This is a genomic window from Lactiplantibacillus sp. 3062, assembly GCF_055413545.1.
Window position 1 is genome coordinate 138941 of sequence record NZ_JBVAYE010000002.1, and the last position, 26429, is coordinate 165369.

At 45.9% G+C, this 26429-nt stretch carries 21 protein-coding genes and 1 riboswitch; of the genes, 18 read left to right on the forward strand and 3 right to left on the reverse strand.

The window, feature by feature from the left end; genetic code table 11:
• The first annotated feature begins 383 nt into the window (after positions 1-383).
• Positions 384-2780, forward strand: a complete 2397-nt coding sequence (gene ppsA / locus ACWQAU_RS03650; protein WP_027822013.1) for a phosphoenolpyruvate synthase — start codon at positions 384-386, stop codon at positions 2778-2780.
• Between the two features lie 154 nt (positions 2781-2934).
• Here the strand turns inward: ppsA and ACWQAU_RS03655 are convergent, their stop codons facing one another.
• The gene (locus tag ACWQAU_RS03655) at positions 2935-3441 is read right to left on the reverse strand and encodes a MarR family winged helix-turn-helix transcriptional regulator (RefSeq protein ID WP_003644447.1); all 507 of its coding nucleotides are present in this window, start codon (positions 3439-3441) and stop codon (positions 2935-2937) included.
• Positions 3442-3615: 174 nt separating this feature from the next.
• Between ACWQAU_RS03655 and ACWQAU_RS03660 the strand changes: the two genes are divergently transcribed.
• Together ACWQAU_RS03660 and ACWQAU_RS03665 are read left to right on the forward strand one after the other, a co-directional pair.
• A complete protein-coding gene (locus tag ACWQAU_RS03660) occupies positions 3616-4557 on the forward strand; it encodes a daunorubicin resistance protein DrrA family ABC transporter ATP-binding protein (RefSeq protein ID WP_003646029.1) in 942 nt (313 codons plus the stop codon).
• A 14-nt stretch (positions 4558-4571) separates the two neighbouring features.
• Positions 4572-5342 carry an ABC transporter permease gene (locus tag ACWQAU_RS03665; RefSeq protein ID WP_003640613.1) on the forward strand — a complete coding sequence of 257 codons (771 nt, stop codon included), beginning with the start codon at positions 4572-4574 and terminating at the stop codon, positions 5340-5342.
• A 105-nt stretch (positions 5343-5447) separates the two neighbouring features.
• On the opposite strand, the gene ACWQAU_RS03670 is transcribed toward ACWQAU_RS03665, so the two are convergent.
• Positions 5448-6653 (reverse strand): O-antigen ligase family protein, encoded by a 1206-nt coding sequence (locus ACWQAU_RS03670; RefSeq protein WP_003646031.1) that lies wholly within the window; start codon positions 6651-6653, stop codon positions 5448-5450.
• Between the two features lie 553 nt (positions 6654-7206).
• Between ACWQAU_RS03670 and ACWQAU_RS03675 the strand changes: the two genes are divergently transcribed.
• The 5 genes from ACWQAU_RS03675 to ACWQAU_RS03695 all read left to right on the forward strand — a co-directional run bounded on the left by ACWQAU_RS03675 (position 7207) and on the right by ACWQAU_RS03695 (position 13417).
• On the forward strand, positions 7207-7914 hold the full coding sequence (locus ACWQAU_RS03675; protein WP_027822012.1) for a tRNA (adenine(22)-N(1))-methyltransferase: 708 nt from the start codon (positions 7207-7209) through the stop codon (positions 7912-7914).
• Positions 7901-8923: a Nif3-like dinuclear metal center hexameric protein gene (locus tag ACWQAU_RS03680; protein ID WP_003646033.1), complete on the forward strand. Its 1023-nt coding sequence runs from the start codon at positions 7901-7903 to the stop codon at positions 8921-8923. Before ACWQAU_RS03675 ends, ACWQAU_RS03680 begins: the two co-directional genes overlap by 14 nt.
• A gap of 38 nt (positions 8924-8961) precedes the next feature.
• On the forward strand, positions 8962-10200 hold the full coding sequence (pepT, locus tag ACWQAU_RS03685) for a peptidase T (protein ID WP_003644443.1): 1239 nt from the start codon (positions 8962-8964) through the stop codon (positions 10198-10200).
• A 116-nt stretch (positions 10201-10316) separates the two neighbouring features.
• Positions 10317-12920 carry an ATP-dependent chaperone ClpB gene (gene clpB, locus ACWQAU_RS03690; protein WP_003646034.1) on the forward strand — a complete coding sequence of 868 codons (2604 nt, stop codon included), beginning with the start codon at positions 10317-10319 and terminating at the stop codon, positions 12918-12920.
• A 356-nt stretch (positions 12921-13276) separates the two neighbouring features.
• Positions 13277-13417: a hypothetical protein gene (locus ACWQAU_RS03695; RefSeq protein WP_003640607.1), complete on the forward strand. Its 141-nt coding sequence runs from the start codon at positions 13277-13279 to the stop codon at positions 13415-13417.
• A gap of 159 nt (positions 13418-13576) precedes the next feature.
• Here ACWQAU_RS03695 and ACWQAU_RS03700 read toward each other — a convergent pair whose 3' ends face one another.
• Positions 13577-13777 (reverse strand): YjzD family protein, encoded by a 201-nt coding sequence (locus tag ACWQAU_RS03700; protein ID WP_003640606.1) that lies wholly within the window; start codon positions 13775-13777, stop codon positions 13577-13579.
• A 360-nt stretch (positions 13778-14137) separates the two neighbouring features.
• Between ACWQAU_RS03700 and dnaE the strand changes: the two genes are divergently transcribed.
• From dnaE to ACWQAU_RS03750, 10 genes are all read left to right on the forward strand, one after another.
• Positions 14138-17488, forward strand: a complete 3351-nt coding sequence (gene dnaE / locus ACWQAU_RS03705; protein WP_027822011.1) for a DNA polymerase III subunit alpha — start codon at positions 14138-14140, stop codon at positions 17486-17488.
• A gap of 113 nt (positions 17489-17601) precedes the next feature.
• Positions 17602-18564, forward strand: coding sequence for a 6-phosphofructokinase (pfkA, locus tag ACWQAU_RS03710; RefSeq protein ID WP_003640604.1), 963 nt, complete (start codon positions 17602-17604; stop codon positions 18562-18564).
• A gap of 85 nt (positions 18565-18649) precedes the next feature.
• On the forward strand, positions 18650-20410 hold the full coding sequence (pyk, locus tag ACWQAU_RS03715; RefSeq protein WP_003640603.1) for a pyruvate kinase: 1761 nt from the start codon (positions 18650-18652) through the stop codon (positions 20408-20410).
• 972 nt (positions 20411-21382) lie between these two features.
• On the forward strand, positions 21383-21841 hold the full coding sequence (locus ACWQAU_RS03720; protein ID WP_003640601.1) for a DUF441 domain-containing protein: 459 nt from the start codon (positions 21383-21385) through the stop codon (positions 21839-21841).
• Between the two features lie 55 nt (positions 21842-21896).
• A complete protein-coding gene (locus tag ACWQAU_RS03725; protein WP_003640600.1) occupies positions 21897-22784 on the forward strand; it encodes a CvfB family protein in 888 nt (295 codons plus the stop codon).
• 7 nt (positions 22785-22791) lie between these two features.
• Complete coding sequence (xerD, locus tag ACWQAU_RS03730) at positions 22792-23682, forward strand: site-specific tyrosine recombinase XerD (RefSeq protein WP_003644441.1); 891 nt, start codon at positions 22792-22794, stop codon at positions 23680-23682.
• A 38-nt stretch (positions 23683-23720) separates the two neighbouring features.
• A complete protein-coding gene (locus ACWQAU_RS03735; RefSeq protein WP_003644440.1) occupies positions 23721-24104 on the forward strand; it encodes a hypothetical protein in 384 nt (127 codons plus the stop codon).
• The gene (locus ACWQAU_RS03740) at positions 24070-24837 is read left to right on the forward strand and encodes a segregation and condensation protein A (RefSeq protein ID WP_022638666.1); all 768 of its coding nucleotides are present in this window, start codon (positions 24070-24072) and stop codon (positions 24835-24837) included. Before ACWQAU_RS03735 ends, ACWQAU_RS03740 begins: the two co-directional genes overlap by 35 nt.
• Positions 24824-25423 (forward strand): SMC-Scp complex subunit ScpB, encoded by a 600-nt coding sequence (gene scpB, locus ACWQAU_RS03745; RefSeq protein WP_003640596.1) that lies wholly within the window; start codon positions 24824-24826, stop codon positions 25421-25423. Before ACWQAU_RS03740 ends, scpB begins: the two co-directional genes overlap by 14 nt.
• Positions 25423-26139 carry a pseudouridine synthase gene (locus ACWQAU_RS03750; RefSeq protein ID WP_003640595.1) on the forward strand — a complete coding sequence of 239 codons (717 nt, stop codon included), beginning with the start codon at positions 25423-25425 and terminating at the stop codon, positions 26137-26139. The genes scpB and ACWQAU_RS03750 overlap by 1 nt, the downstream gene beginning before the upstream one ends.
• 54 nt (positions 26140-26193) lie before the next feature.
• Positions 26194-26315: riboswitch (FMN riboswitch) on the forward strand.
• The last annotated feature ends 114 nt before the right edge of the window (positions 26316-26429 follow it).

Sequence of the window (26429 nt, forward strand, 5' to 3'; positions counted from 1 at the left end):
TAAAGTAGCCAGCGGTGATGAAAGTAATCACCGCTGGCTACTTTGCGTTTTTGTGATAAACACTGGGTTGCGTCGTCCACAATGAGTTGATTTCGTATATTGTGAAATAAGTTCGTTAATTAGTTGGCCTTACAGTTTATCATTATAATCCGAGTTGATTTGAAAACATGTCCCCATTAAATGCCTTTTCTTTCAAGCCTGTGTTGAACTTTAACGGGCGTAACCAGTCAACATCACCAACTATATTTTGCCGATAAAATAATGAAAATGGGTTTTACTTTGTGTAAAAATGAACTACAATATAAATGGTTAATGTAAACGCTTACAGAACTTAAGTTTGATAATGATGATATTCAAGTGCAGGAACATAGGGAGGTAATCTTATGAGTAGTCGTGATACGGCAAACGTTTTATGGTTTGATGAATTACACCGCGAAGATGTGAACCTAGTGGGCGGTAAGTCGTCTTCACTGGGTGAAATGACGTCATCGATGGATGTTCCAGTCCCATATGGCTTTGCGACCACCGCCCGGGCGTATCAGTACTTCATGACCCAGACGGGATTGAATGATAAGGTCAATGATTTGTTAGCCAGCATTCAGGATTATGAAAATTCTGATGAATTGCATACTGCGTGCGAACAAATTCGTAACTTGATCGTGAACGCGACAATGCCCGCAGATCTGGCGGCTGATATTGAACAAGCCTATGCGGATCTCGCTAAGAAAATGGGGCAAACTGATCCGTTCGTGGCGATTCGCTCTTCAGCGACTGCGGAAGACTTACCAAACGCTTCATTTGCCGGCCAACAAGAATCTTACTTAAATATTAAAGGTGCTGCCGATGTCGTTAATCGGGTTCAACAATGTTACTCGTCACTGTTCACGGATCGCGCGACATATTATCGGCACAAACAGCATTTTCCACACGAAAAAGTGGCCCTCTCAGCGGCGATTCAAATGATGGTCTTTTCTAGGGCTTCCGGGATCATGTTCTCCGTCAATGTAGCGGATGGGGATGCTTCCAAGATCGTGATCGATGCCATTTATGGTTTGGGTGAATATATTGTCTTGGGCAAAGTTACGCCGGATCACTTTGTTATCGATAAACAATCAATGAAAATCGTTGAAAAGAATATTATCAAACAACCTGTCCAATTAATGCGGTTACCGGGTGGCGGGACTAAGGAAGAGTCCGTCCCCGATGAATTACAGGGTCAGCCAGTATTAACAGATGCGCAAGTCATTGAATTGGCCGGCTACGCTAAAGAAATCGAACGGCATTACGGTTGTTATATGGACATGGAATACGCTTTGGACACGAATACCAACCGGCTATGGATCGTTCAAGCGCGGCCAGAAACAGTTTGGTCACAGCGTAATAAGCACAAAGATGCAGCTGACGATGAAGATGTTGTGGATGAGGCGGATGCCAAAGTTATCGTCCGGGGGTTACCAGCTAGTCCGGGCTTAGCCAGTGGGGTCGTGCATGTCATTGATAATCCGAAAGACATTGATCAGTTCAAGCAAGGCGAAGTGTTAGTGACGTTAATGACATCACCAGATTGGGTACCGGCAATGAAGAAAGCTGCAGCGATCGTGACTAATAACGGTGGCATGACTTGTCACGCTGCGATCGTTTCTCGTGAGATGCAGATTCCATGTATTGTCGGCACTAAAAGTAAGGAAGTCGCGGCAACCGACGTCTTGAAGACCGGCGATGTCGTAACGGTCGATGCTAAGAACGGGGTTGTTTATCAAGGTAAAGTCGCTAGCATGTTGAAGCCAAAGAGTGGTGCTACGGCGGTTGCTGGTCAGGTGGTTGCGGCCGAGAGCTTTGTTCCAACTGCTACGGGCGTGATGATGAATTTGGGTGATCCTGATTTGGCTGACAAATATTCAAGTTTACCAGCTGATGGAATCGGCTTAATGCGCGAAGAGTTCCTATGGACAACCTTTATTCATGAACATCCACTATACTTGATCGAGCAGGGTCACCCTGAAAAGGTGGTCAATATGCTGGCGAATGGTATCGCGAAGGTTGTTCGGGCAATGGCACCACGGCCAGTCGTCCTACGCTTCTCAGACTTTAAGTCGAGCGAATATCGTAATCTAAAGGGTGGCGACAAATACGAGCCGCATGAACCAGCTGATTTACTGGGTTGGCGGGGTGCATCTCGGTACTATGATTCCAAGTATATCGAGGCCTTCAAGTTGGAACTGGCTGCGGTCAAGAAAGTTCGGAACGAATTTGGGTTGAAGAATTTAAATGTCATGATTCCATTCGTACGAACCGTTGACGAAGCACAAAAAGTAACGACCATTATGCGCGATGAAGGCCTAGCTCGGAGTGCTGACTTCAAAGTCTATATGATGGCTGAAATCCCAACCAACATTATTTTGGCCGACCAATTCAATCAATTCGTTGATGGCTATTCGATCGGTTCGAATGACCTTGCAATGTTGATTCTGGGTTGTGATCGTAATAATGATACGGTGGCTCACCTCTTTGATGAGCGGAACTTGGCCGTTAAACGAGCGATTCGGCACCTGATTAAGACAGCCCATAAAGATGGCAAGACGGTTTCGATTTGTGGTCAAGCACCATCAGAGTACCCAGAGTTTACTAACTTCCTGATTCAAAGCGGCATCGACTATGTTTCAGTCAATCCGGATATGGTCAAGGAGACTAAACGAAATGTGGCGCACTTTGAACAACGCATTATGTTGGACAAAGCGACTGGCCGGGGCTTACAGGACCCAATTGATTATAAATGGTAAACTATGATTCCTGTTAAAAGTTAAATAATCACTAAAGGCGAACCAATTCGTAACTGAATTGGTCCGCCTTTAAGTTTGTTTAGAGCCAAATACTGATTCAGGGTTAATTCGGAGCAAGAGGTCATCTAAAAATGACGGGCAGGTGGCATATGATTTACTTTTTAAACTGTTTCAAGTACCGACTAGCAAATAATTTGTGAAACTTAACGCCCAAAGTCGGGTTGGCAGCGTCAATATCCGCATACATCGCGGTGGTAATTTTGGTTAACAAGGGTGCCAGTTGATCGAGCTCGTCGTCAGAAAGCGTGTTGACAAATGGGGGGACCTCCTGGGCTGCGGATGCAATCTCTTTGCGACCAGCAGCCGTTAAGTTCACAAGGTTGACGCGGCGATCTTTGGTGGACTTGGATAAAGTGACCAGCTGACGATTGACAAGTTTATAGACGAACTCGCTCGTTGATTGCGGCGACATGCCAAGGCGACTTGCCAACTGTTTTTGTGAGAGGTGGTCCTCATCGGCTAGTGCTAGTAGAATCTTGCCCTGACCTTCAACAGTTATTCTTGGACGGGCCTGCTTGACAATGTCATCATAAATTTTGCTTAATTGTTCGTACTCGGCCAATTTTCCGGCGACTAGTTCCGCCTTAATATTCGTTGTCACGATTGATCATTCCATTCGTTCTTTTCTTAAGTATACAACATTCTTTGGTATGCGGTACGTTAAGGTTAGTTGATTTTTAGATTGATGGTCAATAATTAGTCGTTGACAATTTAGTCAGGGGGCCTTAACATATATTTAGTCAGGGCACCTGATTAATTTGTGGGAGGTTTTAACTTGGATGAAGAAATGATGATTCAAATGACACATGTTCAGAAGCGATTTGGAACGAAAGTCGCCGTTCAAGACTTGTCACTGCAAGTCCAACGGGGTGAAATTTTTGGCTTATTGGGTCCTAATGGTGCGGGTAAAACGACGGTCATCAGGATGATGACGACCCTATTGCGACAAGATGCTGGGAAAATCTTAGTCAATGGCTTTGATTCATTGTCGCAAGCCCGACGCGTTCGCCAGCAGTTTGGTTTGACCGGTCAAACCGCTAGTATCGATCAGGACCTGAGTGCGCGGGAAAACTTGCAGATTTTTGGGCGCTTGAATGGTTTAAGCCGTGCGGCGGCGAAGCATCGAGCGATGGAATTACTGACGGATTTTGATTTGAAGCATTCTGCGGATCACGTTTTGGCCACATTTTCTGGCGGGATGCGGCGACGATTAGATTTGGCGGTTAGCTTGATTGGTAAACCGGCCATTCTTTTTCTCGATGAACCGACCACGGGCTTGGATCCGCGGACAAGAGCGCAGATGTGGCAAGCGATTCGTCAACTAGTGGCCGATGGTTCGACTGTGGTGCTAACGACTCAGTACTTAGAAGAAGCCGACCAGTTAGCCGACCACATTGCGCTCATAGATCATGGCCAGTTAGTCGCCAGTGGGACGCCCACCGCTTTGAAACAAACAGTAGGGGGTCAAGAGCTTGAATTGGAAGTCAGTGCGACGACGGCCGTCACACCGGCTAAGGATATCTTACAAGCCATGCTCGGTCAAGATGTCCGTGTTGCGGAACGGACCCTAACAGTGCCGTTGGATACCGCTAGCTTGACGCCGGTCACTGAAATTCTGATGCGGTTACAAGCTGCTCAAATCACGGTCAGTAACTTTGCGATGCACGCGCCATCGCTCGATGATGTGTTTTTTAAACTGACCGTGGGCACAAATTAGAGGAGGACAAAGCGATGGAAATCAAACAACCAGCAGAGTTAAGTCATGTTTTGACAATGACGCATCGGAACTTATTAAAAATGTGGCATAATCCAGATAATGTTAGTGACGTGGTGATACAACCAATTATTTTTACCCTATTATTCGGTTACTTGTTTGGTGGGGCCATTGCGGGCAGTGTCCAGGCCTATTTACCAATGCTAGTTACCGGTATTTTGATTCAAAGTATTTTGAATGCAGCATCGGGATCCGGACAGCAATTACGTGAAGACATTAACGCGGGGGTGTTTGACCGCTTCAAGACGCTACCGATTTCACCGATCGTACCGTTAGCCGGTCAGTTAGTGGGGGATGTTTTCCGATTGCTTATTTCTGGCTTGATGGCACTGGTGACAGCTTTTATGATGGGCTGGCGACCTATTGTTAGTCCGCTAGTATTGATCGGCGTTTTACTGCTGGCAGTATTTGTTGGATGGTCGCTTTCATGGGTCTTTGCTTTAGTTGGTTTAATGGTCAAAAATGCGGCCCTGATTGGCAGTCTGTCAATGATCATTATTTTAGTGCTGACCTTTTTATCTAACGCCTTTATTCCGACTAAGACGTTACCACATTTGTTGCAAACAATTGTCCGATTGAATCCGGTCAGTCTAACAATTACCGCGATGCGCACAATTTTGCGGACTGGCCATTGGGGGCCCGATGCATTTGGTGTACTGTTAAGTGGTTTCCTTATTATTGTGATTTTTATGCCGTTAACTGTGTTGGCATATCGCCGATTTGGTTAACGGTACGCTAAAAATAGTGTGTGTTGCGGCTTAATGACCGGCAGCGCACACTATTTTTGAAATGGGGAATTACTGCCCGTTCGAAATTGATGGTGATGAAAAGTGTCAGATAAGTGGAGACTGATACTTGCGAGGGCCAATGATTGGCCGCAATTGTTGTTCGTGGTGCCAACAAGCGATAATGAGCAAAATAATAATCAATACTTGCATAGAAGATAAAACGAAGTCTGTCAATCCATAGGCTAGAATGATGGGCAAAGTCATCATAAAGTAACGCAAATTCGGCGTACGATACTGGTGCCAATATTTGGTTAAGTGCCAGCCACTGCTGAGGACTAAGTAAATAAAGCCGGCACCGCCTAGGATACCAAAAGAAGCTAGTAGCATGAGCAAAATATCGTGGGCGTGTGGGACGTAGGTTCCCGTCAGTTGCAAATAGTGCCGCGCAAAGCCAAAATACGTCACGCCGAGGTACGGGGCCTGTTTGAAAACGGTGAAGCTGTTGTGCCAAATCGTCAAGCGACTTTGAAGTGCGGTGATGGTCGAAGCACTTCTAGGGAAAACGTGCCAGACAATTAAACTGCCAGCAATCAAGATTGTTGTAACCAAAATGCGATGGTGACGGCAAAGCTGGTAAGTCGTCATGATCAGAATGGCAATCATGATCATGAGCCCTGTGCGCGATTTGGTTTGATAAACGCCCACACAAAGTAAGCCGACCAAAAACCAGTTTATGAGCGGCCAGCGCGTGAAGGGGTGAACACTTCCATGACTTAACTGTGTCAATAGTAAGCCGAGGGCAATCAATAATAAACAGCAGGCATCATTTGGATTATAGGCGGACCCGAACAAGCGATTCTGATTAGCAGCATAGCCCCATAATAGGTCACCCAGCATGAACTTCAGCCACGTTGGTAATGTCAATACTTGGTTAAGCCAGTGGAAAGCAAAACCACTAATTGTAATATACAAGCCAAATTGGATGATAAATTTACGAAGCTCGTGCCAAGCAATCGACTGCGTGGACTCACGACACAACAACCAAAGATTGCCCAATACAAAAAGCATTAGGACAGACAGAATAACACTACGATAATCGTGGTGATTGAGATTGAGCGTCGTGATGCCCATTAATAGGACGATAAACCCTAGCAACGGGTCGTGCCGACTGAATTGTCGTGGATGTTTGAGTAACGCCAGCCATTGCCACCGGCTTAAATAAATCAGCCATCCGATACCTACCGGCGGCAGAATAGCTAATAATTTTAGGCCAGTCAAAAATGGCGACGTCGTTAAAAGACGTTTTCGCATGGTTAATCAAACTTTCTCTCATTAAATAATATGTCGCTTGCCAGTCGACATTAGCCATATTATGGCACGTCTGCCTGTCATCCAAACTTGCATTAATAGAATTTTAGTTAGTTTGAACAAAGCTTAGGAATTTTCAGGAAAATTTAACCAGCTGAATGCGTATTCACAGTGAAGCATGGTAAAATATGATTAGTAACGTACGGTGATACGGGTGCTATCCTGAATCACCATTGAAATGCGTTGGTTTTTAAGGTCAAAGATGATTGGCCAACAAAGGTCTAATCTAGTGTGCGACCTTTGTTCAGACTGCTAACTTCCAGGCCATTGGGTATCGCCATGATCTTAGTTGAACCTCGTTGGGTATTTCTGATAAAGAGCCGACCCGTAATTCAACGACCAGCACGTTTCGATTTTGGTGCATACTAAGGATAGCGAGTGACGTGCGTGGTTAGTTAAACTGAATAATTAAAACAATTGAACCGGGTGGATTTGACCACAACCACTGAAAGTTAGTCGTGTGGGTAAATCTTCCCGAATTAAAGGGGAACTGTATGTGGATGCAAAACAATTATCAAAACGATTAGCAACGGTTGGCGCTTTCGTTCAGCCGGGCGCCCGCGTGGCCGATATTGGGTCAGATCACGCTTATTTGCCAGCTAATCTCGCATTAAATCATCAAATTAGTTATGGTGTAGCTGGTGAAGTCGTCCGGGGGCCCTTTGAAAATGCGCGTCATGAGATTCAAAAGCTGGGGTTAACGGATTGCTTAGTGGCCCGTCTAGCTGACGGTCTTGCTGCGATTGAACCAGCTGATCGTATTGATACGGTCACGATTGCCGGGATGGGGGGCCCTTTGATTCGCCATATTCTTGAACAGGGGCCGACCCAGCTCGCCGGTGTTCAACGGTTGGTACTCGAGCCTAATGTTGGTGAAGCGACCGTGCGGGAATGGCTGGCGGCCAATCAGTTTCAAATTGTAGCTGAACGAATTCTAGCTGAAGATGGCCATACTTATGAGATTCTTTGTGCTGATCGGGTTGATCATCAGGTGACGTATACGACGGCTGAACAGATGTTTGGCCCGTTTCTGCTAGCTGAGAAGTCGCCGGTGTTTATCGCTAAGTGGCAACGTGAGTTACAACGAGTAAATGCGGCGGTTGCGCAAATGCAACGGGCTAAAGTGATACCAGAGGAACAGTTAGCGCTGGCTCACGCTAAAATCAAATTGATGGAAGGAGTCTTGACGGATGCAAGCAAGTGAATTAATTGCGCGTTTTGAAAAATTTGCGCCACTCAAGTTGAAGTGGGAGCATGATCCCACCGGATTACAAATCGGCGATCCTCATCAGGATATCCACAAGGTGTTAGTTACCCTGGATGTGCGGCCGGAAGTTGTCCAAGAAGCCATCACGATCGGTGCTGACATGATTTTTGCTCATCATCCCGTCATGTTTCGACCGGCCAACAATCTTGATTATCAGGATCCTCAGAAAGCAATGTATGCAGAACTTGCAGCTCACCACATCTTGGTGTACGCGGCCCATACGAATCTGGACTGTGCTGAGGGCGGAATGAACGATTGGCTTGCGGCGGCCTTAGACTTGCAAAATGTGCAGGGATTGGTTCCTGGGTATCGTGCACAGGCTGTTAAGTTGACTTTAACGGTACCGACCAATCAAGTTGAAACGGTACAGGAATACTTAACGAATACCGTGGGTGCCACGCTAGATCGTTACGCTGTCAACTCGGGTGAACAGTTCAGCGTCGACTTACTAGCCGATCAGATTCCAACTGCGGTAGCGGGCATTAATGACTTAGCCGCTGACACGTGGGATTACCAGGTCGTGCAACTGTTGTCTGGCGGTCATCAGTATTATATGGGCCGAGTCGGTGATTTGCCGACACCGTTATCAGCGCAGGCATTTGCCGAACAGTGTAAACAAGTATTTGGTGTCAGCGGCCTGCGACTAGTCAGTGCCGATCCCCGACAACGGATTACCCGTGTGGCCGTCCTGGGCGGCGATGGTGGTAAGTTCTATCCCCAAGCGTTGCGAGCAGGTGCACAAGCTTACGTGACCGGGGATGTCTATTATCACACCGGTCATGATATGCTGGCAGCCGGGTTGACGGTCATTGATCCAGGCCACCATATCGAGAGTATTTGTAAGTCACAACTCACTAAGCTGTTTGATCAGTGGCGTGTACAAGCTGGCTGGCCAATCGAGATTGTGGCGTCTCAGCTGAATACTGATCCGTTTACCTTCATCTAAGTTAATCATGAACTTTAATAAGGAAAGGAAGTTATCATATGTCAAAATATCCAAACTTAATTTCAGATTTTTTAACCTTTGTCAAAATTAATAGTCGTTCAGATGAGGAATCAACGACAATTCCTTCGTCACCACGTGAAACGGCCTTTTTAAAGCAATTAATGAGTAAGCTCACTGATTTAGGCTTGAGCGATGTTGAACAGGATGCGCAAAGTGCGTACGTTTTTGCGACGATTCCTGCGAATAGTGACAAAGCTGTTAAAACTCTTGGCTTTATTTCACATATTGATACGGCTGACTTTAACGCGGAAAATGTCAATCCACAAATTGTTGACAATTATGACGGTGAATCAGTTATTAAGCTCGGAAACGGGGACTATGTGCTGGATCCGGCGGTCTTCCCAAACTTAAAGAACTATGCTGGTCACACGCTGATCACAACTGATGGAACCACGCTGCTTGGAGCTGATGATAAGTCTGGCGTTGCTGAAATCATTAGTGCTGCGGAATATTTGTTGGCCCATCCTGAGATCAAGCATGGCAAGATTCGGTTAGCTTTTGGTCCCGATGAAGAAATTGGGACTGGTGCTGATCACTTTAATGTGCCTGCCTTTGGCGCCGATTATGCCTACACCGTCGATGGTGGTCCGCTTGGTGAACTGGAGTATGAAACGTTCAACGCGGCCCAAGCGACGGTGACGATTACAGGTGTCAACGTTCATCCAGGGGAAGCTAAGGATAAGATGGTCAACGCCTTGCAGTTAGCCGTTGATTTTCAATCGGCGTTACCCGCACATGATGTCCCGGAACACACGGAAGGCCGTGAAGGGTTCTTCTTCTTGCTTAGTTTAGACGGGACCGTTGACAGCGCTAAGATGACTTACATTATTCGTGATCATGACCGCGATAAGTTCGAAGCACGTAAACGGTTATTTATGGCGGTTGCGGATCGGCTGAATTTGGCTGACGGTGTGGCCCGGATCAAGGTCGACATGAAGGACCAGTATTACAATATGCGCGAAATCATTGAAAAAGATATGCGGGTCGTTGAATTGGCCAAACAAGCCATGCTCAAGCTCGGTATCACGCCAGCCATTTATCCGGTTCGTGGTGGGACGGATGGCTCCAAGATCTCATTTATGGGCTTGCCGACACCAAACTTGTTTGCTGGTGGTGAGAACATGCACGGTCGGTTTGAATACGTTTCAGAACAAGTGATGGCCCAAGCCGTGGACGTTGTCTTACAAATCGTTCAGGATAATTATGACCAGGACTAAATCCTTGACCTTGTTTGACCTTACGGGTTATACTCTAATAGTCAATAAAGGTCAAACAAAAATTGGCAGCTATGACGGCTGCCTTTTTGCTACCGTTTTTGAGGAGGTACGTAAATATGAATCCAGAACAATTTACAGAAAGTTTACAACAAGCCTTACAACAGGCACAACAAATCGCACAAACACGGCGCCATCAAGAAATTGGGGTGCCCCATCTATTTAAATTTTTAACGCAACCAGGCGAACTGGTTCGGCAGATCTTTAGTGAGGCCGGCGCTGATTTAGACCAATTACAAACAGAGCTCGACCGTGAGCTGGATGACATTGCCGTTGTTAGCGGTGGTAACGTTCAGTACGGTGGCAGTATGAGCAGTAGTCTAGCTACGCTGATGCAGGCTGCCGATGCTAAGCGCAAAGCGTTAGGTGATGATTACCTTGCGACCGACACTTTGGCTTTAGCGCTGATGGATCAAACTGGTGATCAGTTGACCAAATACTTGAATCAGCAAGGCATCACGGCAGGACAAGTCAAGAATGCCGTTGATCGTATTCGCGGGGGTCAACGGGTCACGTCACGTAATCAGGAAGATCAGTATCAAGCTTTGGAAAAGTACGGCGTCGACTTGGTTAAACAGGCGCGCCAGGGGAATCAAGATCCAGTAATTGGCCGGGACGAAGAGATTCTGGACGTTATTCGGATCTTGTCACGAAAGACGAAAAACAATCCTGTCTTGATTGGTGAACCGGGAGTTGGGAAAACGGCCATCGTGGAAGGTCTAGCACAACGAATTGTTCGTGGTGATGTGCCGGAGAACTTAAAAGATAAGACGTTGTTCTCGCTAGATATGGGGTCTCTGATTGCCGGGGCGAAGTATCGTGGTGAATTTGAAGAACGACTCAAAGCCGTCCTCAAGGAAATCAAGAAGAGCGATGGGCAGATCATCATGTTCATCGATGAAATCCATAATATCGTTGGTGCTGGTAAGACAGAAGGCAGTATGGACGCCGGTAACTTGTTGAAACCAATGTTGGCGCGGGGAGAACTTCATTTGATCGGGGCCACGACGTTAGATGAATATCGTCAGTACATGGAAAAGGACAAGGCACTCGAGCGGCGGTTCCAAAAAGTATTGGTTGCTGAACCGAGTGTTGAAGATACAATCAGTATTTTACGTGGCTTAAAGGAACGCTTTGAAATCCATCATGGTGTTCGGATTCATGATAACGCCTTAGTGGCCGCTGCCAAGTTATCTGATCGTTATATTACGGATCGTTACTTGCCAGATAAGGCCTTAGATTTAGTAGATGAGGCTTCTGCTGAAATCCGGGTCGAAATGAACTCCAACCCAACGGAATTAGACCAAGTCAACCGACAATTAATGCGTTTAGAGGTCGAGGAAGCCGCCTTAAAGAATGAAACTGACGATGCCTCCGTTAAACGGCTAGCGGATGTGCAAAAAGAACTCGCCAGCGCAAAAGAAAAACAGCGGGCTTTATCCGAACGCTGGGACAGTGAAAAGAAGAGCCTCCAAGCGTTAAGCGACAAAAAGTCGGCGTTAGACAAAGCTAAGCACGACTTGGAAAATGCTGAAAATAATTATGATCTGGAACAAGCAGCTAAGTTGCAGCACGGGACGATTCCCAAGCTGGAACAAGAGTTGAAGGCCATGGAAGCCAATGATCATCATGAAGATTGGTTAGTTGAGGAATCCGTCACGCCAGATCAGATTGCAAACGTGGTTTCCCGGATGACAGGAATCCCAGTAGCCAAACTGGTTGCCGGTGAGCGGGAGAAATTATTACACTTGGCGGACCATTTGCATGAACGAGTGGTTGGTCAGGATGCGGCGGTCGATGCCGTTTCGGATGCCGTATTACGTTCGCGGGCCGGTTTGCAAGATCCTAATCGTCCCCTGGGTTCTTTTATGTTTTTAGGCCCAACTGGGGTTGGTAAGACGGAATTAGCGAAAGCATTGGCTGAGAATTTGTTTGACGCCGATGATCATATGGTTCGGATCGATATGAGTGAATATATGGAGAAAGAGTCCGTTTCGCGATTGGTCGGGGCGGCACCGGGCTACGTTGGTTACGAAGAAGGCGGTCAGTTGACCGAAGCTGTCCGGCGTAATCCGTACTCGATCGTGTTATTCGATGAAATTGAAAAGGCGCATCCAGATGTGTTTAACATCTTGTTACAAGTATTGGATGACGGTCGGTTGACGGATGGTCAAGGACGGACCGTCGACTTCAAAAATACCATCTTGATTATGACGTCGAACTTAGGATCAGAGTTGCTACTGGCGGGGGTTGATGACCAGGGTCACTTGTCGGCCGATACCCATCAACAGGTTATGCAGCTGGTTCAAAGTCGATTCAAACCGGAATTTTTGAACCGAATCGATGACATCATTATGTTCACGCCACTACAGTTGGGCGCGATTGAGGAAATTGTGGTGAAATTGATTGATCGGTTGTCTGCCCGTCTCCAAGATCGTGAGATTACACTGAAAATTTCTGACGAAGCGAAGAAGTGGATCGCTAAGCAGGGGTATGAACCGGCATACGGTGCCCGGCCGCTCCGGCGCTTTATCACGAATCACGTCGAAACACCGCTGGCAAAAGAGATCATTGCGGGGCGCGTGGCACCAAAATCGACAGTCGCCATTAATTTGATGGACGATCACTTAGTCTTCGAAAACCAATCGACCCAGCCGGCATAAGCGTAATCACTGATTTGAACGCGTGATAATGCGTTTCAGTGACGATAATTGGGCCAATAAAAAGCTGGACCGTGAGCACCTTGCGATGCTCACGGTCCAGCTTTTTTTAGGCGGATTATTATTGTGACTTGGTTGAGCCTATGATTCTGGATGGCTTGATCGTGTAGGTGTGAGGCAGCTATCTTTGGTTTATGATGATGGTAGCCGCGCTTAGCTTCGGACGAGGGGGACCTTGCGCCCGTGCGTTTAACCTCATACTGAGAAAAGAGTTGTTACCGCCGACGCTGTCGTGTTAAGCTACTCCAAAATCGAGGAGTAAGCGAACATGGACGACGATCGTAAAAGGTTTGACCAGTATGCAAAAAATGAATCGAAAAATTAATGTACAACGTGGTTCTTTATCAGCGGCCGATTTGGCATTTTGGGCAGCAGCACAACGCGCAAAGCAGAAATATGCCAAAACGCTGCAAATGCTCAAAGCAAGTGATGGATCGTAAGCGTCATTAATCTGAATGTTAGGGTCGGGTATGTACCAGCATTCTAGTTGGCTGGCGCGTCAAGCACACAACAAAAAAAGACGAGTAACCGCAATCGGGATACTCGTCTTTTTTTGTTGTGCTGAGACTAAGCGAAGCAAAGCCTCTGGTTGTTTTTAATTACTTATTATCTGAACCTTTAGCGGGTTGGGAATGATTAGTAATATAAGTGATGCTGTTGACCACGATTAGCGCAAAAATTGCGGCAACGATGCCAATTTCACCAGGATTATAGGAGAGTTGTTCGAGGGCGCCACCGATATAGCCGATGACTTCACCGAAGAGGACACTCCAAAAGATAATCGTAAGTTGTCTCATCATTTTCCGACACCTCCCAATGAAAATTATTTTAACACACCGACAGGAAAAAGCAATTAGGTAATAACGGGATATTAAGGCTTTAATTAGGCTGATATAATTACGACGAGACGGCGGTGAAACTCTAGTAAACATAACCGTGCACGTTATCTGATGACTTAAAACTGCCGCTTAGAACAACTGTTTGGTATAATGAATAGTAACGAATATATCTGAGGACAAGATTGGTCATCAACTGGCATTGAATAGACTGGTAAATTCTTTGTTTACCCATCAATTGGGAGCGGGCTTGACGTAGCTGATCGGATGTTACGTTTTCGATGCGAGTTGAAAGCTGATATTTTATGAAAGGGGGCGGCGATAGTGGCGCAATATGTTCCATTGCAAGTATTGAGTACTTTTAGTTTACTTCACAGCACTAGTACAGTTAGTGAGCTAGTCCAAACTGCCAAGCAACAGGGGTATTCCACGTTGGCTTTAACAGACGTTGATATCATGTACGGTATTGTTGATTTTTATAATGCCTGTCGCCAGGCAGAAATTACCCCGATATTGGGAATAACATTGAACTTATTAGGACGTGAACTAACGGCGCAAACGTTTAGTCTGGTCGTGCTTGCGAAAGATCAAGCTGGCTATCAAAACTTGATGCGGTTGTCGACGATGAAGCAGACGGCGACGGATGCAGGATTGTCGCTAACAGCCGTATTACCTTATTTGAACCATTTAATGGTCTTAACCCCGGCTAAAGACAGTGAACTAGCTGCGCTGTTGTTACAAAACACCGCTGAGCGAGCTGCTGATTGGATTACCACGCTGAGGCAGGCGGTCGACTCTGCTAGCCTTTACTTAGGGATTTCTTTGGATCAGGCCCCTGCATTGCGAACAACAATGACGGCCTTTGCGCAACAGCATCAATTGCCGGTAGTTGCGTTAGATCCAGTCGACTATGTCCAAGCAAAGGATTACTTTGCCGTTTCAGTTTTGCGAGCAATCGATCGGGGCCAACAGATCGAACAGCCCGAATCGTTACAAGGTATCGAAGGCAGTCACTACTTACGGCCGGCCAACACCGTAACGGCTGACTATGAGCAACTGGGATTGACGACGGCGGTGGCGGCTACGGCCGAAATTGCGGCACAGTGTCAAGTTGAATTACAATTTCAACAGCCACAGTTGCCGCAATTTCCAACGCCCGCTGGACAACCAGCGAACGTTTATTTACGGCAGTTATGCACGGCTGGTCTAACGGAGCGATTGGCGGCAATAACGCCGTCGGTTGATCAGCAGGCTTACCAGGACCGTTTGGATCACGAACTGACCGTGATCGATCAGATGGGCTTTGATGATTACTTTTTGATCGTGTGGGATGTCATGAATTTTGCGCATGAGGCCCAGATTACAACTGGACCTGGGCGAGGTTCTGCAGCAGGCTCATTAGTTGCTTATGCACTCAATATTACGGATGTCGATCCCTTAAAATATGACTTGCTATTTGAACGTTTCTTGAACGCTAAACGGGCGAATATGCCAGATATTGACTTGGATATTCCAGATAATCGCCGTGAACAGGTACTTAATTATGTTCATGATAAGTATGGTCATGACCGCGTCGCACAAATCATTACGTTTGGGACCTTGGCAGCAAAGCAAGCACTGCGCGATGTTGGCCGTGTGTTTGGCCTCTCAACTTACGAGATGAGTGACTGGAGTGCCGCAATCCCAAGCCAATTGCATATTACACTTGACCAGGCCTACCAGGGCTCACAACGGTTACAAAACCTCGTTGCTGATTCATCTAAAAATAAATTATTATTTGAAACAGCTCGCCGTTTGGAAGGGTTGCCACGACATTATTCAACACACGCGGCTGGGGTGGTATTAAGCCAAAAGCCATTAATTCAGATCGTACCACTACAAGCAGGTAGTGAAACTATGATGATGACCCAGTATACTAAGGACACTGTTGAAGCGGTTGGTTTGTTAAAGATGGATTTCTTAGGATTACGGAATTTGTCTTTGATGGCTAGTGCGCTACATTATGTGCAGCGTCAAACTGGCAAGCCACTGGCTATTACTAAAATCGATTTGAACGATCCAGCGACCCTGAAATTATTTCAGGCGGGCGACACGACCGGAGTCTTCCAATTTGAATCGGCGGGAATTCGAAACGTGTTACGGCGTCTGCACCCGGATAACTTTGAATTGGTCGCCGCGGTCAATGCACTTTACCGGCCGGGGCCCATGGAAAATATCGACCATTTTATTGCCCGCAAACAAGGCCAAGAACCGGTCAGTTATCCGGCGGAACAACTTGCGCCCATCTTAGGACCAACGTACGGTATTCTGGTCTATCAAGAACAAGTCATGCAAGTCGCCGCGGTCATGGGCGGTTTTACACTAGGTGAAGCCGACTTATTGCGGCGGGCGATGAGCAAGAAAAAACGTGCTGTGATTGATAAAATGCGGCAACAATTTATCGCTGGTGCACAACAGAATGGTTATTCCGAAGCAGTTGCGACACAGGTTTATCAATATATTGAACAATTTGCGAACTATGGTTTCAACCGCTCACACGCGATTGCCTACAGTAAGATGGCTTTTGAACTTGCTTACTTGAAAGTCCATTATTCCGGAGCGTTCTTTACCTCATTGATGAATTCTGTGTTGGGCAATGGAACGAAGCTGAAACAGTATCTAGCGGAAGCTCGTCAGCACCAAGTGGCGATTATTCCCCCGGATATTAATCGGAGCGGTCAATACTTTGATTGGAATGGTCAAGCCATTGTGTTTGGGCTCAGTTCAATCAAAGGGTTGCGCCGTGACTTTATTGCGAGTGTGTTAGACGAGCGGCAGGCGAACGGACCGTTTAAAAGTCTTCAGCAGTTCATGCAACGGATTGACGCGAAGTGGCTCAAAGCCGATTTGATGGATGCACTGATCTATGCGGGGGCTTTTGACCACTTTGGGTTGAACCGTGCAGAGCTACTGACCAGTGTGCCTGAATTGATGTCAAGTGCCGAGTTAGCCGGTGGCAGTATGAGTTTATTTGAATCATTAGCCCCTAAGATCAAAAAACAGCCGGAGCTTTCGTTAGGTGAGCGATTGGCCAAAGAAGCGGAGTATCTTGGTGTGTACGTTTCAGGGCACCCTGTGGAAACGTATGATTGGCTCGCGCAACAACGACATACACAATTAGTCAGTACGCTCACGAGTGAACAACCGGCACAAATACTGGTCTATATTACTAAGGTCCGAACGATTCGGACCAAACGTGGTCAACCAATGGCATTTGCAACGGGAAGTGATTTGTCCGGCGAAATTGACTTGACGATTTTTCCCAACACCTATCAACGGATTCAGGCGGAATTGAAACCAGAAGCAATCGTGTTAATTACTGGTAAGGTCGAGCAACAGCGGGATTTGCAAGTGATCGTAAACACCTGGCAGTTGGCGGAACAATTACCCAAACCAACCGGCCAACTCTTTTTGCGGTTGCAACCTGAGCAAGCAACGGCGACTGTGCAAAAGGAAATTTTAAGGATCTTAAGTCAATATCGAGGTCCTAATCCAGTTCTAATTTACTCGGTAGCAGCACATCGAACGGTTGAACTAAATTCACAGTATTGGGTCGCAGAAAATCCAGATTTGGTTGGAGCGCTTACAACCTTATTAGGTCGCGATAATGTGGTGATGAAGAACGCTATCCCTTGATACGACGGCGTTTTTTAACGCATTTAATTTTAGAAAATAACAGACAATCCACGTGAAAAGTGTTAGAATCACTTATGGAGTTACGAACTCAATTTATTGCCTGAGGTGAAAAAATGAAACGCATTGGTATTTTAACCAGTGGCGGCGACGCTCCTGGTATGAATGCGGCCGTTCGTGCAGTTGCTGGTAAAGCAATGGCTGAAGGGTTGGAAGCATACGGCATCAATTACGGCTTTGCTGGATTAGTTGCCGGTGACATTCACAAAATAGAAGCAGCCGACTTAGATGGTGTGATTCAACGCGGCGGAACTTTACTATACTCCGCACGTTATCCAGAATTTGCCCATGAAGAAGGTCAATTAAAAGGGATCGAACAATTGAAGCGGTTTGGGATTGATGCTTTAGTTGTTATCGGTGGCGACGGTTCTTACCATGGCGCATTGCGCTTAACGGAACACGGCTACAACACGATTGGTCTTCCAGGGACGATCGATAATGATATTCCTTACACGGACTTCACAATTGGTTTTGACACTGCTGTCAACACCAACGTGCAAGCTCTTGACCGGATTTATGATACGGCTCATAGTCATGACCGGACTTTCGTTGTGGAAGTTATGGGTCGTGGCGCTGGTGACGTAGCCTTATGGTCCGGTGTTTCAATCGGCGCGACTGCTATCGTGGTCCCCGAAGTTGATTGGGACATGGAAGAAATCGCCAACAAGATTAAGCATAACCGGGCCAATGGTCATCGGAGCAACTTGATCGTGTTAGCCGAAGGTGTGATGGGTGCCCAGGAGTTTGTTGAGAAGTTATCCGAATATGGTGACTTTGATGCTCGTGGGAATACCATTGCTCATATGCAACGTGGTGGGAATCCAACTGCTAAAGACCGTGTCATGGCCAGCAAGATGGGTGCCTACGCTGTGGAACTCTTGCTTGCCGGCAAGGGTGGCTTAGCGGTTGGGATTCAAAACAACCAATTAGTCAACCACAACATCTTAGATTTATTTGAATCTAAGCATGACGTTGAAGTGTCATTAGATAAGTTGAATGAAGAAATTTCATTCAAGTAATCATGGCATGTTAGTTCTTATTTTAATTTGATAAAAATGACGTTAATGTCTTTTTATAAAAACTTTCAAGGGAGAGATTTTTCTTATGAAAAAAACCAAGATTGTTTCAACACTTGGTCCTGCCAGCACCGATACTGACACTATTGTTAAATTAATCGAAGCCGGCGCAAATATTTTCCGCTTTAACTTTTCACATGGTGATCATGAAGAACATTTAGATCGCTTAAACAAAGTTCACGAAGCAGAAAAGATTACGGGTAAGACCGTTGGTATCATGCTTGATACTAAGGGTGCTGAAATTCGGACGACCGTTCAAGCTAACGGAAAATCTGAATACAAGATCGGTGACAAGGTTCGTATCACCATGGATGATTCATTAGATACGACCCATGATAAGATTGCCGTTACTTACAAGAACCTCTATGATGATGTTCATGTAGGTGGCCATGTCCTCTTTGATGATGGTTTATTAGATATGAAGATCGACGAAAAGGACGAAGCTAACCGCGAATTGGTTACAACTGTTCAAAACGCCGGCGTTTTAGGCTCACGTAAGGGTGTTAACGCTCCTGGCGTTTCAATCAACTTACCTGGGATCACTGAAAAAGACTCAAGTGATATTCGCTTTGGTTTGGATCATGAAATCAACTACATCGCTGCTTCATTCGTTCGTAAGCCACAAGATGTCTTAGACATTCGTGAATTACTTGAAGAAAAGCACATGGAACACGTTCAAATCTTCCCTAAGATCGAATCACAAGAAGGTATCGACAACGCCGATGAAATTCTTAAGGTTTGTGATGGTTTGATGGTTGCTCGTGGTGACATGGGTGTTGAAATTCCTGCTGAAAATGTGCCATTGGTACAAAAGAGTTTAATCAAGAAGTGTAATGCTTTAGGTATGCCTGTTATCACGGCTACTCAAATGTTAGACTCAATGCAAGAAAACCCACGTCCTACTCGTGCCGAAGCTTCTGACGTTGCCAACGCTGTCTTTGATGGTACTGACGCAACGATGCTTTCTGGTGAAAGTGCTAACGGTCTTTACCCTGTTGAATCTGTTGCCATGATGGCTAAGATTGACGAAAAGGCTGAAAACACTTTGGCTGAAAACGGTACGTTACAATTAAACCGTTTCGACAAGACTAGTGTTACTGAAACAATCGGTATTGCGATTGCTCGGGCAGCTAAGAACTTGAACATTAAGACGATTGTTGCTGCGACTGAATCTGGCTACACTGCTAAGATGATTTCGAAGTACCGTCCAAATGCTGATATCTTAGCAATCACTTTTGACGAACGGACTCAACGTGGCTTAATGGTTAACTGGGGTGTTCAACCAATCGTGGCTGAAAAACCAGAAACCACTGATGACATGTTTGATTTAGCTGCTTCTAAGGCTGTTGAACTTGGCTTTGCCAAGGAAGGCGACTTAATCTTGATTACTGCCGGTGTGCCAGTTGGCGAACGCGGTACGACTAACATCATGAAGATCCAATTAATTGGTTCTAAGTTAGCTGATGGTCAAGGTGTCGGTGATGAAACGGTTATCGGTAAAGCCGTAATCGCAACGTCTGCTCAAGAAGCTATCGACAAGGCCGTTGAAGGTGGCGTCTTAGTTACTAAGACGACTGACAAAGACTACTTACCAGCAATCGAAAAGTCTAGTGCTTTAGTTGTTGAAAACGGTGGTTTAACTTCACACGCTGCTGTTGTTGGTATCTCAATGGGAATTCCTGTTATCGTTGGTGTTAAGGACGCTACTAGTGTTATTGCTGATGGTCAATTGATCACAGTTGATTCACGTCGTGGCCTTGTATACCGCGGTGCTTCAAACGCCCTTTAAGATCAAATCTAATTTGATATTGAAAAGTCGTCGCTTTGCGGCGGCTTTTTATATTACATAAAGTGCTTCACTCCCAGTTAAATTAGTATGAAACATGGTTAAAAGGTGCCAAATCGTCAACGTCAAATGATCCAGCTTAAGCCCGCTGGAAAAAGATCTACTTAGCGGAAATTTGCTTAGCTGGCTGCGTCCTGCACCGACTTCCAGGCATTTCGGCCAATTGCTGGAACGCGGTGGACACAGATTTAAACCGAAAATCACGTCTTAAATACTGGTCTTCCACTAACCAAGCCAAAAACGCTTACTAAGTGGAATTTCACCGCTGAGCATTGGCCGAAACGCCTTCCAGTCGTGATAGTATGCGAATGGCCGACATGGGTGGACCCAGCATTGAACGAATTAGATGTTGCTATTTTAAAACAGCGATTTTATCATACAACAGTTAGTTTGATAATATAATTGTGATTGTACGATTATTTCTAATTCCACCGTATTAGTACTGAGGTGTCCAAAACAATTGAGACAGCATTAACGCATGTTCAAAATTCTAAGTAGTAAACCCGTTCAGCGACAAGTTAGGTGGTCGTTCATCAGCCATTCGACTGGCTTACCGACTGGAGGGGTTGGGTGACAATGCTCAGTAGCCAAATTATTCTTGGCTGGAAGTGGGTTGCTTCCGGCCTAGAATAAGACTCGTATTTGAGATTGCGCAGTGGGTTGCTGCGTGAGCTCAAATCGACGTCGGCTACGTTCCGGCAATTGTCACCCAGCCCCGTAAGTCGGAATAGGACGAACCTTGCTGACGAGCTGGAATCCAAACGATTTGGCACCTTTTAACCCTGTTCCCGCCTAGATTAAAGAACAGGAATCGGTTATTGATCAGGGGGGGATAGTGAAATTGGTGAGTAACGACCAACACCCCTCGTAATTCGGGCCATTTTCAGTTACAATTGATAACACGTGAGGTGTCGTATGGAAAGTTGGTTATTTTTATTAGCGATTTTAGTGGTGGCATGGTTAGGAAAAAATCAGTCCTTACAAATTGCGACCGTGGTTGTGTTGCTTATCAAATTGATTCCTAATACGAGTAAATTGCTGACGACGATTGGTCAGAAGGGAATCAATTGGGGTGTGACGGTGATTACCGTCGCAATTTTAATTCCGATTGCGACTGGTCAGATTGGATTTCGGGACCTTTGGCATGCGTTTAAGTCGCCAGTTGGCTGGATTGCGGTTGCATGTGGAGTGTTGGTTTCAGTGCTCTCATTTCACGGTGTCGGGCTTTTGTCAGCGACACCAGAGATTACCGTGGCATTAGTATTCGGGACCATTATGGGTGTTGTTTTGCTCAAGGGAATCGCGGCCGGGCCAATTATTGCGGCTGGTATAACGTATTGCATTATTCAAGTCTTACATTTGAGCTTACAGTAATTTAAAAGAACCGTCCGTTGATATTTATAGACGGATATATTAGAGGAGTTATCACATGGATAGTATTATTGGAACAGTGGTTACGGCGAAGGTAACCGATGAAAACGATGAAGCATACTTCGTACAGATTGATGGACAGACGTTGTGGGTCGATAAAACTGAACCAGAGAAGCCATTGCACATTGGCGGGCTTTACGAAGGTTTTGTTTATGAGAATGAAGATCATCATCTGCAGATGACGCGGTTCGTCCCGGAAATTTCGTTTGATCACTTTGTATGGGGAACGGTTGTCCGGACGCGGCATGATCTAGGTGTCTTTGTCGATGTTGGGTTACCGAATAAGGACTTGGTGGTGTCATTAGACGAATTACCGACCATCAGTCGACTATGGCCTAAAAAAGATGATCGTTTATACGTTAAGTTAGCCCGTGACAATAAACAACGGCTATGGGCGACTCTGGCAGAATTGACGGATTTTGAAGCAATTGCCAAGCCATATGATCGGGCCCAAGTTAAGAATACGGATACCATGGCGACCGTTTTTCGTTTGAAGATGGCCGGTACGTCGGTTATTACAGATGACAATCATCTGGGCTTTGTTCATCCGTCAGAACGTGAACAGGAACCACGCATGGGGCAACACGTCAAGGCGCGGGTCATTGGTTTCTTGCGCGATGGTGAATTGAATTTGTCCTTGAAGCCGCGGGGATACGAAGAGATTGGCGATGATGCCCAAATGTTATTAGCAGCATTGCAACATCAAGCTGACCACGCGCTACCATTTTGGGATAAGAGTGATCCCGATGATATTCGGAATTACTTTGGTATCAGCAAATCACAATTTAAGCGCGCTGTGGGTAATCTCTTGAAGCAACGCTTGATCAGTCAACAACCAGGCGAGATCAAGTTACTGGAAAATGCGGATGAGCAAGCCGACGATTGATCAAAAAATGCAGGACCAGCTTGCTGATTACCTGCATTTTTTGCGTGTTGAACGGGGGTTAGTTGAAAATACGATTAAGAGTTATTCTCAGGACCTGACTACGTTTAGCGAATACTTGATGAGTCAGCAAATCACGGACTATCGGGTGGTTGATCGGTACGTCCTATTGAATTATTTACAGTATCTAGATGAGGCTGGTAAATCGCGAAATACAATCATTCACAGTGTTTCTAGTTTACGTAAGTTTTTTCAATATTTAGCACAGATGCACGCTATCGATACTGATCCGATGCTAAAAATCGACACGCCTAAGCGGGCGCAGCATTTACCGCAAGTATTGTCACCACGCGAGGTCGAACGGTTGCTAGCGGTGCCCAAGTTGAATACCCCGTTAGGATTACGAGACCGAACTCTGTTAGAAGTGATGTATGCAACCGGTCTGCGAGTCAGCGAGACAATTAATTTAACGATGGATGATCTGCACTTAGACTTGGGATTGATTCAAACAATCGGTAAGGGTGATAAAGAGCGGATTATTCCTATCGGTGATGTTGCCATTGATTTTATTACCCGTTATTTAAAAACGGCTCGGCCCAAACTCGTCTCTGCCAAACGCCGGAATAGCTATTTGTTTATTAATAATCACGGTGGTAAATTAAGTCGGCAAGGGGTTTGGAAAAATCTGAAGGCAGAAGTCAAGGCGGCTGGCATCGAAAAAAACGTGACGCCGCATACGTTGCGCCACTCGTTTGCGACTCACATTTTAGAAAATGGTGCGGACTTGCGTGTCGTTCAGGAGCTTTTAGGGCATGCCGATATTTCGACGACTCAAATTTATACGCATATTTCGAAAAAACGCCTAGCTGAGGTTTATAATAAATATCATCCGCGGGCATAGATGCGGTGCGGAATCAAGCAGTCAAGGGAGGCAATACCGTGCTCGTTAAATATCGGAAGGATTATGAAAAGGTAGCAATGGGGCTACTGTCATTTATTCCAGATTTTAAGGACCTAATTCATCTACAAACTGAGATGCAGTGGTATCAGTCAACGGAAGACCACCAACTATTACTATGGCGGCAAGGTGACGGCGATTTCTGTGGTATTATCGGCATTGAAGTCGGCAGTGACTTTATTCTACTGCATCACGATTCATTATCACCCGAGGAACGGACGGCGGCCAACCAGTATCAAATGTTGGATGAGTTGGCCGCGTTGTATCCCAAACAACGGGTCATGGGAACTTTAGAAATGGCGCCAATCATTGGCGCGTGGGAGCGTAATCGTGACAAACAACCAACAACAACCAATCACCATTAAGATTTCGGAGTTTGAGGGGCCACTCGACTTGCTGTTGCACCTCATTCGCCAAAACAAGATGGATATTTATGACATTCCAATTGCGGCAATTACGCAGCAATATTTGGATTACTTACACTCTATGCGAGCGCTAAAATTAGATATTGCTGGTGATTATTTGGTTATGGCTGCGACTTTGATGACGATCAAGAGCCGTTTCTTATTGCCACAGCCTGAACCAGATGAGATGGACGAAGATAATGAGGACGATGATCCTCGTGACTCACTTGTAGCTGAACTGTTGGCTTACAAGGTTTATCAGGAAGCCGCTGGTGAATTGCGAGAAAAAGAACAGGCGCGCCATCAACATTTTACGCGTGAAGCGATGTTAGTACCAGCTGATCTGAGTGCGCCCAAGCTGACTGCGGGGATTACATTAGATGATCTGCAAGCGGCTTTTCGGCAATTAGTGGCTAAACGGCGGCGGGTACGGCCACTAACGAAAACGGTTGTGGCTGAAACCATCAACATTGATGAGCGGATGACACAAATTACGACGCAATTGCAACAGCAACCACAAGGACTGGATTTTGCCGACCTATTTACGGTTAGTGCCAGCGATGAAATGTTAGTGACAACCTTTATGGCTGTGTTAGAATTAACCAAGCAGGATCAAGTGGCGCTGCAGCAAGCTGAGCCACTGAGTCCGATTCATTTATATTTACGACAGGATGAACAGCATGACGAACATTGAACAAATTGAAGGACTATTATTTGTGGCTGGCGATGAGGGCATCACGGTCGCCGAAATCGAGCACGCCACGGGGTTTGCTAAGCCGGCGATTACAACGATGCTCACACAACTGGCCACGAAGTATCAAGCCGACCCAGACAGTGCCCTAATGATCTTATCAACGGCGAATACTTACCGGCTAGCAACTAAGGCCGCGGTGGCGCCGGTGTTAAAGCGCTACTTTGAAGCACCACTCACCACGAGTTTGTCGCAAGCATCGTTGGAAGTGTTAGCAATCATTGCGTATCGGCAACCCTTGACGCGGATTGAAATTGATGAGATTCGTGGCGTACACAGTGGGTCGACGATTCAAAAGCTGGTTTTGCGACAACTAGTTACTGAGACGGGGCGTTTAAGTGAGCCGGGACGACCAATTTTATACGGAACGACGGAACTGTTCTTAGATTATTTTGGGCTAAAGTCTTTGGATGACTTACCAGCGATTGACTTAGCTGCTTTAAGTGACGCTGAGCATCCGGCACCAGAGACAGACCTCTTTTTAAATGCATTTCAGGATAAATTACAAGCAGAACGTGAGGATGAATAATGGCAGAACGATTACAAAAGGTAATGGCGGAAGCGGGCATCGCTTCGCGGCGTAAATCAGAAGTGTTGATCACGTCTGGTCACGTTAAGGTGAATGGGAAGACGGTCACCACGCTCGGTGTAAAGGTTGAACCTAGTGACCATGTCGAGGTTGATGGCGTGCCATTGAATGCAGAAAAACTCGTGTATTATTTATTTTATAAGCCGCGGGGGGTCGTTACAACTGTTCATGATGAGAAGGGCCGTAAAACGGTATTAGACTTCTTTGAAGACGTACCGGAACGAATCTATCCGGTGGGACGTTTGGATTACGATACTTCAGGTTTGTTGATCATGACAAATGATGGGGCTCTCGCTAATCGGCTAACTCATCCGAAGTACGAAGTCAAAAAAACTTATTTGGCCAAAGTTGAAGGGGTACCAACCAATGCTGATCTCAAGCAATTGCGCTTGGGTGTTGAAATCGATGGCCGTAAGACAGCTCCAGCGAAGTCGAACTTGTTAGATAGTGATCACAAGAAGAATAATGCGCTGGTCCAACTAACGATTCACGAGGGTCATAACCACCAGGTGAAAAAGATGTTGGCTGCAGTGGGTCACCCAGTGACTAAGTTGAAACGTGAACGTTATGGGGTTCTCGATTTGCAAAGTTTACAACCGGGCGAATACCGTAAATTGAAGCCGATTGAAATTAGTAAGTTAAAAGGTGAACGATAGCGCTTGCATTTTTGAATGAAAGCCGTTAAAATGAATTTGTAAAAATAAATATTGGTTCATCTTCAGGGCAGGGTGTGATTCCCGACCGGCGGTAATAACCCGCGACCTATGCGTGTGCATAGTGATTTGGTGCAATTCCAAAGTCGACAGTAAAGTCTGGTATAAAGAAGATCGAGCTTATTTGCCAAGCGTTGCAAGTAAGTCCGCCCCCAGATGACAGTTAGTGTGATCGGGCGGACTTTTTTTAGTTGAACAAATGGTAATGCGGTTCATTGAAGATGACCCATAGG